Source organism: uncultured Tateyamaria sp., from assembly GCF_947497045.1.
In the GTDB taxonomy this organism is placed as follows: domain Bacteria; phylum Pseudomonadota; class Alphaproteobacteria; order Rhodobacterales; family Rhodobacteraceae; genus Tateyamaria.
Map to the genome: position 1 here is coordinate 71,617 of NZ_CANMEU010000007.1, position 15,013 is coordinate 86,629.

At 59.5% G+C, this 15,013-nt stretch carries 16 protein-coding genes; 13 read left to right on the forward strand and 3 right to left on the reverse strand.

Annotated features, from left to right (window positions below):
- Nucleotides 1-72 precede the first annotated feature (72 nt).
- Nucleotides 73-696, reverse strand: coding sequence for a TetR family transcriptional regulator C-terminal domain-containing protein (locus tag Q0859_RS14505; protein ID WP_299152228.1), 624 nt, complete (start codon nucleotides 694-696; stop codon nucleotides 73-75).
- A 159-nt stretch (nucleotides 697-855) separates the two neighbouring features.
- Here Q0859_RS14505 and Q0859_RS14510 point away from each other — a divergent pair, with 159 nt between their 5' ends.
- The 9 genes from Q0859_RS14510 to Q0859_RS14550 all read left to right on the forward strand — a co-directional run bounded on the left by Q0859_RS14510 (nucleotide 856) and on the right by Q0859_RS14550 (nucleotide 8,677).
- Nucleotides 856-2,106, forward strand: a complete 1,251-nt coding sequence (locus Q0859_RS14510; RefSeq protein ID WP_299152231.1) for a Zn-dependent hydrolase — start codon at nucleotides 856-858, stop codon at nucleotides 2,104-2,106.
- 1 nt (nucleotide 2,107) lies between these two features.
- A complete protein-coding gene (locus Q0859_RS14515) occupies nucleotides 2,108-2,437 on the forward strand; it encodes a hypothetical protein (protein WP_299152233.1) in 330 nt (109 codons plus the stop codon).
- Between the two features lie 69 nt (nucleotides 2,438-2,506).
- Nucleotides 2,507-3,967, forward strand: coding sequence for a dihydropyrimidinase (hydA, locus tag Q0859_RS14520; protein ID WP_299152235.1), 1,461 nt, complete (start codon nucleotides 2,507-2,509; stop codon nucleotides 3,965-3,967).
- 79 nt (nucleotides 3,968-4,046) lie between these two features.
- Nucleotides 4,047-4,544 (forward strand): DUF4760 domain-containing protein, encoded by a 498-nt coding sequence (locus Q0859_RS14525; protein WP_299152238.1) that lies wholly within the window; start codon nucleotides 4,047-4,049, stop codon nucleotides 4,542-4,544.
- The gene (locus tag Q0859_RS14530) at nucleotides 4,537-5,316 is read left to right on the forward strand and encodes an ABC transporter ATP-binding protein (protein WP_299152241.1); all 780 of its coding nucleotides are present in this window, start codon (nucleotides 4,537-4,539) and stop codon (nucleotides 5,314-5,316) included. Before Q0859_RS14525 ends, Q0859_RS14530 begins: the two co-directional genes overlap by 8 nt.
- Before the next feature lie 239 nt (nucleotides 5,317-5,555).
- Nucleotides 5,556-6,416 carry an ABC transporter permease gene (locus Q0859_RS14535; RefSeq protein WP_299152244.1) on the forward strand — a complete coding sequence of 287 codons (861 nt, stop codon included), beginning with the start codon at nucleotides 5,556-5,558 and terminating at the stop codon, nucleotides 6,414-6,416.
- On the forward strand, nucleotides 6,416-7,261 hold the full coding sequence (locus Q0859_RS14540; protein WP_299152247.1) for an ABC transporter permease: 846 nt from the start codon (nucleotides 6,416-6,418) through the stop codon (nucleotides 7,259-7,261). The genes Q0859_RS14535 and Q0859_RS14540 overlap by 1 nt, the downstream gene beginning before the upstream one ends.
- A 44-nt stretch (nucleotides 7,262-7,305) precedes the next feature.
- Nucleotides 7,306-8,295, forward strand: a complete 990-nt coding sequence (locus Q0859_RS14545) for an ABC transporter substrate-binding protein (RefSeq protein WP_299152250.1) — start codon at nucleotides 7,306-7,308, stop codon at nucleotides 8,293-8,295.
- Between the two features lie 118 nt (nucleotides 8,296-8,413).
- Complete coding sequence (locus Q0859_RS14550; protein WP_299152252.1) at nucleotides 8,414-8,677, forward strand: hypothetical protein; 264 nt, start codon at nucleotides 8,414-8,416, stop codon at nucleotides 8,675-8,677.
- A gap of 3 nt (nucleotides 8,678-8,680) precedes the next feature.
- On the opposite strand, the gene Q0859_RS14555 is transcribed toward Q0859_RS14550, so the two are convergent.
- Entirely contained in the window at nucleotides 8,681-9,046 is a 366-nt protein-coding gene (locus Q0859_RS14555; RefSeq protein WP_299152255.1) for a DUF4157 domain-containing protein, read from the reverse strand.
- A 114-nt stretch (nucleotides 9,047-9,160) separates the two neighbouring features.
- The gene (gene ettA / locus Q0859_RS14560) at nucleotides 9,161-10,816 is read right to left on the reverse strand and encodes an energy-dependent translational throttle protein EttA (protein WP_299152258.1); all 1,656 of its coding nucleotides are present in this window, start codon (nucleotides 10,814-10,816) and stop codon (nucleotides 9,161-9,163) included.
- A 193-nt stretch (nucleotides 10,817-11,009) separates the two neighbouring features.
- On the opposite strand from ettA, the gene Q0859_RS14565 reads away from it, so the two are divergent.
- From Q0859_RS14565 to dacB, 4 genes are read left to right on the forward strand one after another with little or no spacing between them, the layout of a single operon-like run.
- Nucleotides 11,010-12,305 carry an alpha/beta hydrolase gene (locus Q0859_RS14565; RefSeq protein ID WP_299152260.1) on the forward strand — a complete coding sequence of 432 codons (1,296 nt, stop codon included), beginning with the start codon at nucleotides 11,010-11,012 and terminating at the stop codon, nucleotides 12,303-12,305.
- Nucleotides 12,302-12,772: an MOSC domain-containing protein gene (locus tag Q0859_RS14570; protein WP_299152263.1), complete on the forward strand. Its 471-nt coding sequence runs from the start codon at nucleotides 12,302-12,304 to the stop codon at nucleotides 12,770-12,772. Before Q0859_RS14565 ends, Q0859_RS14570 begins: the two co-directional genes overlap by 4 nt.
- Before the next feature lie 55 nt (nucleotides 12,773-12,827).
- Entirely contained in the window at nucleotides 12,828-13,442 is a 615-nt protein-coding gene (locus Q0859_RS14575) for a nicotinate-nucleotide adenylyltransferase (protein ID WP_299152265.1), read from the forward strand.
- A gap of 47 nt (nucleotides 13,443-13,489) precedes the next feature.
- On the forward strand, nucleotides 13,490-14,980 hold the full coding sequence (gene dacB / locus Q0859_RS14580; RefSeq protein ID WP_299152268.1) for a D-alanyl-D-alanine carboxypeptidase/D-alanyl-D-alanine-endopeptidase: 1,491 nt from the start codon (nucleotides 13,490-13,492) through the stop codon (nucleotides 14,978-14,980).
- Nucleotides 14,981-15,013 lie beyond the last annotated feature (33 nt).

Here is a 15,013-nt window from a genome sequence, read left to right on the forward strand (position 1 = left end):
GTCCTGAAGATCGGCAAGCTTTGTAAACCAAAGTTAACAGTGTCTTACCCGGAGGATCGCATGCAGACGGGATCAGGCGGGTTCAGGCCGCAGCAGATTGCGAAACATCCGATCCAACATGTCGGAGGCGGTGTCATAGGGGGCCTCCCCGCTTAACAACACGACAATCTGTGCTTCAAAGTCGGCATAGTGCTGGGTTGTGGACCAGATCGAAAACAGCAGGTGGCGCGGATCAATACTGGCGAGCTTGCCTGCATCCATCCACCCTTGGATCACCGCACATTTTTCATCGAATAACGGCTTGAGATCAGCGACAAGATGCGGATTCATGCGTGGCGCGCCTTGCAGGATTTCACCTGCAAACAAGCGGCTTTCGCGGGGCAATTCACGCGACATGTCCAGCTTGCGCTGCACATAGCCAAGCAGTTCGGTCATCGGATCGCCCTCACCATTCATTTCGATCAGCGGATCCAGCCAGGTTTCCATCAACTGGTTCAGAAGAGTGACGTGGATGTCCTCTTTGCCCCCGAAATAATAAAGGATGTTGGGTTTGGAGAGCCCTGCGGCCTCTGCGATCTGATCCAGCGTCGCCCCGCGATAGCCATGGGCTGAAAACACATCAAGTGCTGCATCAAGGATGAGATGGCGGTTGCGCTTTTGAATGCGGCTTGGCTTTTTGGGGGCGGCGTCGGGCATGGCCGATCCTTTGGTCTGTTCGCATGCTGCAACACTAGGCAGATGGGCGTGGTTTGGGCAATCGTGTGCAAAGCAGTTCTTGACACAAATGCGCTGGCTGGCAATCGTGTATTTACCAAATGGTCAAAAGTTCTGGACCATCGGCAACAGGGGATGAACATGGGCGCACCGGGCGAAAATCTGCGGATCAATGGCGATCGGCTGTGGGACAGCCTGATGGAGATGGCCAGGATCGGCCCCGGCGTGGCGGGCGGCAACAATCGCCAGACCCTCACGGATGAGGATGCCGAAGGCCGCGCGCTGTTTCAGTCGTGGTGCGAGGCTGCTGGCTGTACCATGGGTCTGGACCAGATGGGTAATATGTTTGCGCGCCGCGAAGGCACGGATCCCGACGCGCTTCCCGTCTATGTCGGCTCGCATCTGGATACCCAACCCACCGGCGGGAAATATGACGGGGTTTTGGGTGTGCTTGGTGGGCTGGAAATCATCCGCACCCTGAATGATCTTGAGGTGCAGACCAAACATCCCATCATTGTCACCAATTTCACCAATGAAGAAGGCACGCGATATGCCCCAGCCATGCTGTCCTCGGGTGTGTTTGCGGGCATCCACACGCAGGATTGGGCCTACGGGCGGGTGGATGCAGAGGGCAAGTCCTTTGGCGATGAGCTGGCCCGCATCGGCTGGCGCGGCGATGAAGAGGTCGGCGCGCGCAAGATGCACGCCTTTTTCGAGTTGCACATCGAACAAGGCCCGATCCTTGAAGCCGAAGGCAAGGATATCGGCGTTGTCACCCATGGGCAGGGCCTGTCCTGGACCCAAGTGACAATTTTGGGCAAGGACAGTCATACCGGGTCGACCCCGATGCCGATGCGCAGGAATGCGGGTTTGGGGATGGCGCGGGTGCTCGAAAAGGTGGACGAAATTGCGTGGTCCCACGCGCCGCATGCGGTGGGCGCGGCAGGCCATATCGACGTCTACCCCAACTCGCGCAACGTGATCCCCGGCAAGGTGGTATTTACGGTCGATTTCCGCTCGCCCGATCTGTCGGTGATCGAGGATATGGAGGCGCGCCTGCATGTCGAGGCGCAAGGCATAGCGGACGAAATGGGCCTTGAGATCGTGTTTGAAAAGGTGGGTGGGTTTGACCCAGTTGCCTTTGATGAGGGCTGCGTGACGGCGGTGCGGACTGCGGCGGAACGCCTGGGTTATTCCCATATGGATCTGATTTCAGGGGCCGGACACGATGCGTGCTGGATCAACCGTGTCGCCCCTACGGCGATGGTGATGTGCCCCTGTGTTGATGGCCTCAGCCACAACGAGGCCGAAGAGATTTCGCGCGAATGGGCGCTGGCGGGCACGGATGTGCTGATGCACGCGGTGGTCGAGACGGCGGAGATTGTGGGCTGAGATGGGCGACATGCTTGACCCGGACCTGAGTATCGCGGACCGCATCGAGGCATTGGTGGCCACCGAAGTTGCGGGCGCGCCGATCGCGACCCCGTCGGACCGCGCGCTGCTGAAAGCGTTTTGTGCGGCCTGCATCCACCCGTTTGCGACGACCGTGAACTTCAGTGGTGGTATCACACAGCGCTGCTGGACAGTGACGCGCACCGACGGCGCTTACCGCGTGGTGTTTCTGCCGCTTGCGGGGTATTTTGCGCTGTGCGTGGAAAGCGATTTCGGCCCGCTGGACATCGGAGTGCATGGCCCTGCGCTGGGATGTTTTGCGAGTGTGTGACTGGGGCTTGGCCCCAGACCCCTTTTGAGTATTTTTGAACAATGAAGACAGGCTGCGAGGAGTGACGCGATGACCAAGGTAATCAAAGGTGGCACGGTCTGCACGGCGGATCGCAGCTATGTGGCGGATGTGCTGATTGAGGATGAGGTCATCAAGCAGATCGGTGAGGACCTGTCGGGGGATGAGTATATCGATGCCGAGGGGGCCTATGTGATCCCCGGCGGGATCGATCCCCACACCCATCTTGAGATGCCGTTCATGGGCACCACCGCTGCGGAGACGTTTGAGAGTGGGACATGGGCGGCGGCTGTCGGGGGCACCACGATGATTGTGGATTTTTGCCTGCCCGGTGCGGATGGCTCGATCAAGAACGCGATCAACGAGTGGCACCGCAAGTCGGCTCCGCAGATTTGTTCGGATGTCGGCTATCACATGGCGATCACCGGCTGGAATGAGAATGTGTTCAACGAGATGAAGGATGCCGTTGATATGGGCGTCAATTCCTTCAAGCATTTCATGGCCTATAAGGGGGCCTTGATGATCGAGGATGACGAGATGTTCGCCTCGTTCAAGCGCTGCGCCGAGTTGGGTGCGCTACCGATGGTCCATGCCGAAAACGGCGACTTGGTCGCCGAGATGCAGCAGAAATATTTTGATCAGGGGATCACCGGGCCCGAAGGTCACGCCTACTCCCGCCCGCCCGAGTTTGAGGGGGAGGCGGCCAATCGCGCGATCACCATTGCGGATGCGGCGGGCGTACCTTTGTATATCGTGCACGTGTCCTGCGAGCAGGCGCATGAGGCGATCCGCAGGGCGCGCCAGAAGGGGATGCGTGTTTATGGTGAGCCGTTGATCCAGTTCTTGACCCTGGATGAGAGCGTCTATTTCGACACCGATTGGGATTATGCCGCCCGTCGCGTGATGTCGCCGCCGTTCCGATCCAAAGATCATCAGGACAGTTTGTGGGCGGGCTTGCAGTCGGGATCGTTGCAGGTTGTGGCGACTGACCATGCGGCCTTTAATACGGAACAGAAACGCGCGGGCCGCGATGATTTTCGCATCATTCCCAACGGATCCAACGGGCTTGAGGAACGGCTGGCTGTGCTGTGGACCGAAGGGGTGGAAACGGGCCGATTGACGCCAAATGAGTTTGTCGCCGCCACTTCGACCAATGTGGCAAAGATCCTGAATATTTACCCCAAAAAGGGGGCGATTGTCGAAGGGGCGGATGCGGATATCGTGGTGTGGGATCCCAAGATCACCAAGACGATCTCGCCCGCCAATCATCATTCCGTGCTGGATTACAACGTGTTCGAAGGGTTCGAGGTCAGGGCGCAGTCGCGCTATACGCTTAGCCGGGGTGAGGTGATATGGGCGTGGGGGCAAAACTCGCAGCCTTCGCCCGGACGGGGTAAGTTCGTGCCGCGCCCTGCGTTCTCGTCCGCCTCGCAGGCGCTGAGCAAATGGAAAGCGCTGACCGCGCCCAAGATGATCCAGCGTGATCCGCTGAACATTCCGGCGGGTATTTGATGACGCAAGGCCCCGGCTCATACAAAGCTCAAGTCAGTTTGAACCGCTGTCGCCGCAACACGAGAAAGCAACGGCCTTGATGCGCACCCGTTTTGCAATCAACCCGTGGGATTGGATTCCCTCGGTAGAGGTGGTTGAACCTTACGCGACCACCTTTGCCTCGCTTGCTATCATTCTGATTGCGGTTCAGATCCTGTTACAGCGCCGCTCGGTCAATGCGGATGAGGCACGGCTTGCGCGTGAAAGCGCGGTCTTTCTGCATGACGTGTTCGGCAACGACATCTTTCGTGAGGAACGGCGCGTGTTGGGGGCGAAATGCGAACAGCCCACCGACAAGATGAGCGATGAGACGCGCGCGGCCATCAAGACGGTCCTGCATCGCTATGGTCTGGTGTCCCTTGCGTATATGCATGGCGGGCTGAAACTTGACATGATCAACTCTTATTGGGGCACGGTATTCTTGAAAGACTGGGACCGGTTGAAGCCATTTGTGGAAAACGAACGACAAAAGAATCCGTTGCTGCATTCGAATACCGAGACGCTAGCGGATACGTTGAGGGGAATGACACGTGCCTGAGGCTGTCATTTCTGCACGCGATCTGGATCTGACATTCCAGACCAATGATGGGCCGGTTCATGCCCTCAAAGGCGTGTCGCTGGACATCCAGAAAGGGGATTTCGTCAGCTTTATCGGCCCCTCGGGCTGTGGCAAGACCACCTTCCTGCGTTGCATGGCAGACCTGGAACAACCCACGGGTGGGTCTATCACCGTAAATGGGGTCTCCCCATCAGAGGCGCGGCAGGCGCGGGCCTATGGGTATGTCTTTCAAGCGGCGGGACTTTATCCGTGGCGCACCATCGGGCGGAACGTATCGCTGCCCTTGGAGATTATGGGGTATTCCAGGGATGATCAGGCAGCGCGCGTGGCCCGCGTGTTGGAGCTTGTGGAGTTGTCGGGCTTTGAAAAGAAGTTTCCCTGGCAGTTGTCGGGGGGCATGCAGCAGCGCGCCTCGATTGCGCGGGCGCTGGCCTTTGATGCCGATATTTTGCTCATGGATGAACCTTTTGGCGCACTGGACGAGATCGTGCGCGATCACCTGAATGAACAGTTGTTGCACCTGTGGGCGCGCACCGAAAAGACCATCGCATTTGTCACCCACTCGATCCCGGAGGCGGTGTATCTGAGCACCAAGATCGTAGTCATGTCACCCCGCCCGGGCCGGATCACGGATGTGATTGACAGCCCATTGCCAAAGAATCGCCCGCTCGACATCCGCGAAAGTCCCGAATTTCTTGAGGTCGCGCACCGTGTTCGGGATGGTTTGCGCGCAGGGCACGCGGATGACTAGGATAGAGTTACCGGCGCAGGACACAGCACGCAGCCATGCCCTGACACCGAACCGCTGTTTGGGTAAAGGCGCGGCCACCCCCTTCATCGTTCACGGCCATCGGCATGCCTGCCTGTACCGTGGCACCATAAGCCCCCTTAATCCTTTCATTGTTCTTAAAATATGCAAAAATCTGTGGCTGCGGCGAGCGTCTGCATTTGCATATTTGCAGAACAATGAAGCGCAAGGGGGCGCGCACCATGCGTAGTGTTCTTCCTGTTTTGACGGTTGTCGGCGTGATCTTTGCGATCTGGTATCTTGCGGCCATCTGGCTGAACGCGGCATGGGCCTATGACAAGGCGACGCGGGCGGGGGTGGAGCTGAGTGCCACAGAACTGGTGATCGATACATGGGCGCAGGAAAAGCCCAAGCTGCCCGCCCCGCATCAGGTCGGTGCCGAGATCTGGAGTACCACGGTTGAAAAGAAGATCACCTCGAAGCGGTCCCTGATCTATCATTCCTGGATTACGCTCAGTGCGACTTTGCTTGGCTTTGCGCTTGGCACCGGCCTTGGCATTCTGCTGGCAGTCGGCATCGTCTATAATACGGTGATGGATCGCAGCGTGATGCCGTGGGTGATCACCAGCCAGACCATTCCCATCCTGGCACTCGCTCCGATGATCATCGTGGTGCTGAACGCGGTGGGCATTTCGGGGTTGCTGCCCAAGGCGATGATTTCCATGTACCTGTCCTTTTTTCCGGTCGTGGTCGGCATGGTGAAAGGTTTGCGCAGTCCCGAGATCATGCAGCTGGACCAGATGCGCACATGGAATGCGAGCGCGTCCCAGACGTTCTGGCGTCTGCGTTTGCCCGCATCTCTGCCGTTCCTCTTTGCCTCGCTCAAGGTCGCCATGGCGGCGAGCCTTGTGGGTGCGATTGTCGGGGAACTGCCCACGGGCGCGGTTGCGGGCCTTGGGGCGCGGTTGCTTGCCGGGAGCTATTATGGACAGACGATCCAGATCTGGTCGGCTCTGATCATGGCCGCGGCCCTGGCGGCAGCACTTGTTGCGATCATCGGTCTGCTTCAGCGGCTTGTGCTGAGCCGCATGGGGATGGCGTGATGGGTTGGATCATCTTTGCCATCGCTGCATGGGCCATCGGTTGGGGTTCGAACACATGGCTGGCGCGCCAGCCTGCCACCGGCCTTGTCCGTCTTGCCATGCCCATTGTGTTCGGCCTGACCCTGATTGCGATCTGGGAAGGGGTCGTGCGCGGCTTTGGCATATCGGCTGTGTTGCTGCCTGCGCCCTCCGTCATTGCGACCACCTTTGTCCAATCCACCGCGATCCTGTGGGAGGATTTCGTACAGACCGTCATCAAAGGGGCGCTCAGCGGGTATATCATTGGCTGTGGCAGTGCCTTTTTGATGGCGATCTTGATTGATCGGTCAGATTTTCTGCGTCGTGGTCTGCTGCCTGTCGGCAACTTTGTGGCGGCACTGCCCGTCGTGGGTATGGCCCCAATTCTGGTCATGTGGTTTGGATTTGACTGGCAGTCCAAAGCCGCCGTCGTGGTTGTAATGGTGTTTTTCCCGGTGCTTGTGAACACCGTGCAGGGGCTTCAGGCCAGCAGCGCGATGCAACGTGATCTGATGCACACCTATGCCGCTTCGCCGGCCACATCGCTTTTGAAACTGCGTTTGCCGATGGCGATGCCGTTTATCTTCAACGGGCTGAAAATCGCGACCACGCTGGCGCTGATCGGTGCCATTGTTGCCGAATTTTTCGGCTCTCCCATTCGGGGCATGGGATTTCGCATCTCGACCTCGGTCGGTCAGCTTGCACTTGACCTCGTCTGGGCCGAAATTGTCGTCGCAGCCTTGGCTGGATCCGCCGCATATGGTGGAGTGGCCTTGATCGAACGTGCCGTCACATTCTGGCACCCATCCCAACGGGCCCGCACATAGAAGGCCCACAAAAACCAATGACCATTCACAAGGAGAGTATGAAAATGAAAACCATTGCAACCTTCGCAGCCAGCGCCGCCCTTGGCCTGTCTGCCATGGCAGCCCATGCCGCAGATGACGTGACCTTGCAACTGAAGTGGGTCACCCAAGCGCAGTTCGCCGGCTATTACGTCGCCCTCGACAAAGGGTTTTACGAAGAAGAAGATCTGAACGTCACGATCAAGCCCGGTGGGCCCGACATCGCGCCCACACAGGTGCTGGCCGGGGGTGGTGCGGACGTGACCGTTGAGTGGATGCCTGCCGCCCTGGCGGCGCGCGAAAAGGGGTTGCCGATGGTCAACATCGCCCAGCCTTTTAAATCGTCGGGCATGATGCTGACCTGCCGCAAGGATGCGGGTGTGACCAGCACAGATGATTTTGCGGGCAAGACGCTTGGCGTCTGGTTCTTTGGCAACGAATTCCCGTTTCTGTCCTGGATGAGCCAGTTGGGCATTCCCACCGATGGCTCGGCCGAAGGTGTCACGGTCCTCAAGCAGGGCTTCAACGTCGATCCGATCCTGCAAAATCAGGCGGCTTGCGTGTCCACCATGACCTATAACGAATACTGGCAGATCATTGATGCGGGCCTGACACCGGAAGAGTTGCAGGTCTTCAAGTATGAAGACCAGGGCGTCGCAACGCTTGAGGATGGTTTGTATGTTCTTGAGGAAAATCTTGCCGATCCCGCGTTCGAGGACAAAATGGTCCGCTTCGTGCGTGCGTCGATGAAGGGGTGGAAATATGCCGAAGCCAACCCGGATGAAGCCGCCGACATCGTGCTGGAAAATGATGCCTCGGGTGCGCAGACCGAAAAGCACCAGCGGCGCATGATGGGTGAGGTTGCCAAACTGACCGCAGGCAGCAATGGGGCATTGGCCGAGGCCGATTACGAACGCACTGTGGCGTCCTTGCTGTCAGGCGGGTCCGACCCCGTGATTTCGGCGGCACCCACGGGGGCGTGGACCCACGTTATCACGGACCAAGCCCTGCAATAGGCGGCGGATACTTGCGAAAACAGGGTCAGCCCGCGCTTGGGCTGGCCTTTTTTTGTTGCAGGTGGTGGACATGACCGGGCAGCACTCCATCTCTTGAAACGAAGAAGGAGAGCGCCACATGACACGTATGGAAGACCTACAGCCAAGCTTGGATGAACAGACCCGCCAGGATGCGGTGTATGAGGCGGCCATGCGTTCAATCTCGGCGTCCAGACGTGAACGTGAGCGGAAGGGCTATGTCGTTATGGGCGGTGCCATGGAATTTGGCGAAGGTGCGCTTGGCGATGGTACGTTTGCCAAGATCAGCCACGGTGCAAAACTGTTTATGATTGCCTTTGCCTGTGCGTTGCCGCCACTGCTGGTTTGGCACGTCCTGCTCTAGATCCTACTTGGTCACCAGAACCTTACCTTTTTGTTCCTTGGGCATCTTCTTGCCCCCGGCCTGTTGTACGACATGCGTAAGCTCGTGGGCGAGCAGGGCATTGTCTTTGGCAAAGGCTGGTTTGCTGACATAGATGTCCTGGCCGTAGGTGAACGCCTTGGCCTTTACCTCCTTGCACATGGCCATCGCGTTGCCGCCGAAATGCACGCGCACCTTGTTCAGCTTTGCACCGAACACGTCCTGAAGACCGTCCGACACCGCCTTGGGCAGTTTGATCGCCTTGGTGCCTTCGGGTTTTACGTCCAGCGCTTTGAACTTGGCCTTTTTGCCCTTGAGGCTTTCGGCAATCGTTTTGACGTCATCAGGCATGGGCCGCTCCGCTGTCACATTGGAAGGATTGGCGAATAGCATAGAACACATTGGCCCATGCGCATAGGTCAGGAATACCCGTCCGATACGCATGGCCGTTGATTGCAAGTGTCCTTAGCGCGCGAACTTCTTGTGCTTGAGCCGCTTGGGCTCCAGCGCATCGGGACCAAGGCGGCGCTTTTTGTCTTCTTCATAGTCTTCGAAGTTGCCTTCGAACCATTCCACATGCGCATCCCCTTCAAAGGCGAGGATGTGGGTGCAGATCCGGTCGAGGAAAAAGCGGTCGTGCGAAATGACCACCGCGCACCCGCCGAAATCGACAAGCGCGTCTTCGAGGGCGCGCAGGGTTTCGACGTCCAGATCGTTGGTCGGCTCGTCGAGCAGCAGCACATTGCCGCCTGATTTCAGCAGGCGCGCCATGTGTACCCGATTGCGTTCACCGCCTGACAGCAGGCCGACCTTCTTTTGCTGATCGCCGCCCTTGAAGTTGAAGGACGAGCAATAGGCGCGTGAGTTGACTTCGGCATCGCCCAGTTCGATCAGTTCGGCCCCGCCCGAGATTGCCTCCCAGACGTTGTCATCGGCGTTCAGATCGTCGCGCGACTGATCCACGTAGGACAGCTGCACCGTATCACCGACCTCGACCGTGCCGGCGTCGGGCGTTTCCTGCCCCGTCAGCATCTTGAACAGTGTCGATTTGCCTGCGCCGTTGGGGCCGATCACACCAACGATCGCACCGGGGGGGATCGAAAACTCAAGGTTCTCCATCAACAACTTGTCGCCCATCCCTTTGGTGAGGCCCGCGACGTCGATCACCTTGGATCCAAGCCGCTGGCCGTTCGGAATGACGATCTGGGCATAGGCGAGCTTTTCGCGCTCGGACGTATCCAGCATGTCGTTATATGCGTTGATCCGGGCCTTGGACTTGGCCTGGCGCGCCTTGGCCCCTTGCCGCATCCACTGGAGTTCGCGTTCCAGCGTCTTCTGGCGGGATTTGTCCTCACGGGCCTCTTGGGCGAGGCGTTTGGCCTTTTGTTCGACCCATGAGGAATAGTTGCCTTCCCATGGCACGCCCTTGCCGCGGTCGAGTTCCAGAATCCACGACGTGATGGAGTCGAGGAAATAGCGGTCGTGGGTGACGATCAGGATCGTGCCCTTGTAGTCGATGAGGTGCTGTTGCAGCCACGCAATGGTTTCGGCGTCAAGGTGGTTGGTCGGTTCGTCGAGCAGCAACATTTCAGGTGCTTCGAGCAGCAGCTTGCAGAGTGCGACGCGGCGGGCCTCGCCCCCGGACAGGGTTGTGACATCCGCATCATCAGGGGGGCAGCGCAGCGCCTCCATGCTCACATCAATCTGGCTGTCGAGGTCCCAGAGGTTTTCGGCGTCGATCTGATCCTGAAGGGCGGCCATTTCATCAGCCGTCTCGTCCGAATAGTTCATCGCCAACTCGTTGTACCGGTCCAGCACGGCTTTTTTCTTGGCCACGCCCAACATCACATTTTCGCGCACGGTCAGTTCGGGATCGAGCCTGGGTTCCTGCGGGAGATAGCCAACCTTGGCCCCCTCTGCCACCCACGCTTCGCCCGTGAAATCCTTGTCGATCCCGGCCATGATCTTCATCAGCGTGGATTTCCCCGCGCCGTTCACGCCCACGACACCGATTTTCACACCGGGCAAGAAGTTCAGGTGTATGTTTTCAAAGCATTTTTTGCCGCCAGGATAGGTCTTGGACACGCCGGACATGTGATAGACGTATTGATAAGCGGCCATGGGGTTTCTCCGGTTGCTGCGTGATCGGGTGGGCGTGCGTGATCCTGTATCGCCCGACGCGGCAAAGGGCAATGCGCAACACAAGCGCCTCTGGCCCGGTTTGCCACGGCCCACAGCCTGGTGAAATCCCGCTAGGTGATCGCGCGAATCCTGTGCTAGCGATAGTGTTATGGCATTGAAGGGACGCGGAAATATGCGCCGGTGGGTTCTGTTTGGGATGTGCTTGGTGCTGGGGGCTTGCGCTGCGAGCATCGGCCTAGCGCCGCCGCCCAATCTGTACCGTGCGGGCACAAATTATCCCGAAGCCCGTGTACCCCAATCCCTGCGGACCGCCGAGCCCAAGATATTCTACATGACCGACCGGGTGTTTGATGGCAGCGACTATGGGTATGATCGATCCCAGTCGATGGCGTTTGGGGCCGCGACGGTCAAGTTTGGGCGTGATCTGGACTGGGCCGAGTTGTTGAACCGGACACGTGCGGATTCCAACGAGAACATCTCGACCTTGTGGGTGCCTGAATTCGAAGAGATTGTCCGGTTCGAGGCGACCCCGTTGCCCTATGAGCGTCGCGATGGCCGTCTGCGCCACCAACCTGACTCGCGGGCGAAATACGACGAACAGACCGGCCAGTTTCAGGCCGTCATCGCCAACGAGATCCGCCAGACCGGGAACAAGCGCCTGCTGATCTACATCCACGGGTTCAACACCGATTTTGAGGATAGCCTGACCACCATCGCGAATATGTGGCACTTTGCAGGGCGCCAGACGGTGCCGATTTCCTTCACCTGGCCTGCGGGCAACGGGGCAGGTCCGTTGGGGTATTTCCGCGATCGGGACGCGGGCACGTTTTCGGTGCACCACACAAAGGAATTCCTGCGCATGCTCGCGGCCATCCCAGAGGTCGAGCAGATCGACTTCATCGCCCATTCGCGTGGCACGGATGTCGCCACGACCGCATTGCGGGAATTGATGATCGAGGCGCGCGGTCGGGGTATTCACCCAAAACTTGCCCTCAAGGCCGGAACGCTGATCATGGCCGCCCCGGATCTGGACGTCGATATCGTTCGCCAGCGCCTTCAGGCCGAGCTGTTTTCCGAAGCGTTCGAGCAGATCAACCTCTATATCAATCCACAGGACGGGGCGCTGCGCCTGTCGGCCTATCTGACCCGCTCTGTCCGGCTGGGTGCGCTCAGGGACGAGGACTTGCAGGAGGGCGAGCTGGCCTTGTTGGCCAAGGAAGGGCTGGTGCATCTGATCCGGGTCGAGGATGTGCGTGGCGGCTTTGGTCACGCCTACTTCCGGGACAATCCGGCGGTGCTGTCGGATGTGGTATTGGCCCTGCGCACCCGCGCCTTTCCGGGGGGCACATTGCGCCCGCTGGATCAGGACGAGAACGGGCTTTGGGTGCTGCATTCCAACTATCCGCTGGATCGTCTGCCCGATATTTCCATCTTCGAAGAACGTGAGATTGAGCGCGAAAACCGGTGAGTGACTTGCATGCAATGATGCGGCGGTGGGCGCGTCCGGGCCGCGTGGACTGGATCGGGGTGCGCCCTGAGCGTCGGGCCGGAATGGTCACGCTGCCCGCCGTCGAGATCACCCGGGCGGGTTTGGCCGGGGATCGCGCCCGTGCTGGCAAACGCGCTGTGACGTTGATCCAGGCCGAACATCTTGCCGCGATTGGCAGCTTTCTGGGGCAAGGGTCTGTGCCGCCTGATGTGTTGCGCCGGAATATCGTCGTGAGTGGTCTGAACCTTGCGGCCCTCAAGGGGCGCGATGTGGCCATCGGAGCCGCGATTGTGCATCTGACCACCATCTGCGCGCCGTGCAGCCGGATGGAAGAGGCGTTTGGCCAGGGCGGCTATTCGGCGGTGCGCGGCCATGGCGGGTGGTGCGCACAGGTCGTGCAGCCGGGGCACATCGCCCGCGGCGACGCTGTGCGCCCGTTGGATTGACAACCATGCATGCATTGGCACAGGTGCGGGCAGCCTTATCAGGACCGTTACGTTGATGCGCCATGCCTATCCTCTTGCCCGACCGGGACAGGTCATTGGCCTGTTGGGGGGGTCCTTTGATCCGGCCCATGAGGGCCATGCGCATATCACCCGCGAGGCGATGAAACGGTTTGGGTTGGACCGGGTCTGGTGGCTGGTTAGTCCGGGCAACCCGCTGAAATCCCGCGGACCTGCGCCGCTGGATAAACGCATGGCGCATGCGCGTGCGGTCATGCAGCACCCGCGCGTCACCGTCACGGATATCGAGGCCCGACTTGGCACGCGGTATACGGCGCAGACGCTTGCCGCGTTGATGCGCGCCTATCCGGGGGTGCGATTTGTGTGGCTCATGGGGGCCGACAATCTGGTGCAATTTCATCTGTGGCAGGATTGGGCATGGATCATGCAGAACGTCCCCGTCGGTGTACTGGCCCGCCCCGGTGACCGGATTTCAGCACGTACCAGCCCTGCGGCACGGCTTTATCGAGACTACCGCATTGCGGGGTGGGCAAGCCATTTGCTGGGCCGTGCACAACCGCCTGCGTGGTGTTTTGTAAACGTGGCGATGTCCGGCCAATCCTCCAGCGCGATCCGCGCGGCGGGGACGTGGGGAGCGCCTGCGGAAATGTGATGGTTTGACCGCTTGTGTGCCCTTCGGCGCTGCGGTTAGATGCGCACATGTTTCGTAAATTTTCCAGACGTGTTGTCTTGACTATGTTGGCGGGTAGCGCGGGAACCGCGGCCATGTCGGCCCCACCTGCGGCCTCCTTGCGCCCTGTCGGACGCGGCGCTGAGCATGCCAAACGCGCGGTGCCCGGAGCAGGGCGTATCGTTGACTCCGCCAAGCTGGACGGGCGTGTGACCTATGCTGTTGCCAACGTGCGCACAGGGGCCCGGCTTGAGGGGAGAGAGGCCAAGATCGGGACGCCCCCTGCCAGTGTCGCCAAGGCGATCACCGCCCTTTATGCCTTGCAGACTTTGGGTCCCAACCACCGTTTTGTGACGCGGATGATCGCGACCGGAACTGTGTCAGGGGGCGTGGTGCAGGGCGATCTGATCTTGCTTGGCGGTGGTGATCCGACGCTGGACACCAATGCGTTGGCCGGGCTGGCCAAATCATTGAAGGACAAGGGTATCCGCGAGGTGCGCGGCGATTTCAAAGTGGCACAAGGTGCGCTGCCTTTCGTCAAGACAATCGACACCGACCAACCCGATCATGTCGGCTATAGCCCGGCGGTCAGCGGTGTGGCCCTGAATTACAACCGGGTGCATTTTGAGTGGAAACGAGCCGGGACGGGATACGGGGTCACCATGGATGCCCGGTCAGATCGCTATCGCCCCGACGTCTACATGGCCCGTATGCAGATCGTGAACCGCAACCTGCCGGTCTATACCTACAAGGATGGCGGGCGGGTCGATGAATGGACGGTCGCCCAGGGTGCGCTTGGCAATGGCGGTGCGCGCTGGTTGCCGGTGCGTAAGCCTGCGCTTTATGCAGGCGATGTGTTCCAGACCCTGGCCCGTGCCAACGGTATCGTTTTGAAAAATCCCAAAGTGGTGGATCGTGCCCAGGCGGGTACGACGCTTGTCGCCCATCAAAGCGACGATTTGCGCACGATCCTCAGGGCGATGCTGCGCTTTTCCACAAATGTGACCGCCGAGATGGTCGGCATGGCCGCAAGCGTGAAACGCAACAGCCGCGTGAACAGTTTGCGGGCCTCGGCCAACGAAATGAACCGCTGGTCCAATGCGACGCTTGGCACGAAATCGATGAAGCTTGTCGATCATTCGGGTCTTGGCGGGTCAAGCAAGGTGACAGCCGATGACATGGTGCAGGTGTTGATCAAGGCCCACCAGAATGCAGTGTTGCGCCCCATTCTGAAACCTGTCGCGATGCGGGACGCCAATGGCGGCATTGTCAAGAACCATCCGCTGAAAGTCGATGCCAAGACGGGTACGCTGAATTTTGTGTCGGGGTTGGGCGGATATATGACGGCGCGCGACGGCACGGTGCTGGCCTTTGCGATCTTTGCCGCGGATGAGGCGACGCGTTCACGCCTGTCCAAGGCCAACCGAGAATCCCCGCCCGGTGCGCGCAGTTGGAACAGGCGCGCCAAAACAATGCAGCAAAAGCTGATCGAGCGGTGGGGCGCGCTTTACGGGGTTTGATATCTCGCCCAAGCGGCGGCAGTTGGCGGATGC

Bases quoted from the DNA above. Each gene is read 5' to 3' on its own strand.
- Q0859_RS14505 (WP_299152228.1), bottom strand. From the start codon at position 696: ATGCCCGACGCCGCCCCCAAAAAGCCAAGCCGCATTCAAAAGCGCAAC.
- Q0859_RS14555 (WP_299152255.1), bottom strand. From the start codon at position 9,046: ATGCCTGATGACGTCAAAACGATTGCCGAAAGCCTCAAGGGCAAAAAG.
- Q0859_RS14525 (WP_299152238.1), top strand. From the start codon at position 4,047: ATGCGCACCCGTTTTGCAATCAACCCGTGGGATTGGATTCCCTCGGTA.
- Q0859_RS14550 (WP_299152252.1), top strand. From the start codon at position 8,414: ATGACACGTATGGAAGACCTACAGCCAAGCTTGGATGAACAGACCCGC.
- Q0859_RS14515 (WP_299152233.1), top strand. From the start codon at position 2,108: ATGGGCGACATGCTTGACCCGGACCTGAGTATCGCGGACCGCATCGAG.
- Q0859_RS14565 (WP_299152260.1), top strand. From the start codon at position 11,010: ATGCGCCGGTGGGTTCTGTTTGGGATGTGCTTGGTGCTGGGGGCTTGC.
- ettA (WP_299152258.1), bottom strand. From the start codon at position 10,816: ATGGCCGCTTATCAATACGTCTATCACATGTCCGGCGTGTCCAAGACC.
- Q0859_RS14510 (WP_299152231.1), top strand. From the start codon at position 856: ATGGGCGCACCGGGCGAAAATCTGCGGATCAATGGCGATCGGCTGTGG.
- Q0859_RS14575 (WP_299152265.1), top strand. From the start codon at position 12,828: ATGCGCCATGCCTATCCTCTTGCCCGACCGGGACAGGTCATTGGCCTG.
- dacB (WP_299152268.1), top strand. From the start codon at position 13,490: ATGTTTCGTAAATTTTCCAGACGTGTTGTCTTGACTATGTTGGCGGGT.
- hydA (WP_299152235.1), top strand. From the start codon at position 2,507: ATGACCAAGGTAATCAAAGGTGGCACGGTCTGCACGGCGGATCGCAGC.
- Q0859_RS14535 (WP_299152244.1), top strand. From the start codon at position 5,556: ATGCGTAGTGTTCTTCCTGTTTTGACGGTTGTCGGCGTGATCTTTGCG.
- Q0859_RS14545 (WP_299152250.1), top strand. From the start codon at position 7,306: ATGAAAACCATTGCAACCTTCGCAGCCAGCGCCGCCCTTGGCCTGTCT.
- Q0859_RS14540 (WP_299152247.1), top strand. From the start codon at position 6,416: ATGGGTTGGATCATCTTTGCCATCGCTGCATGGGCCATCGGTTGGGGT.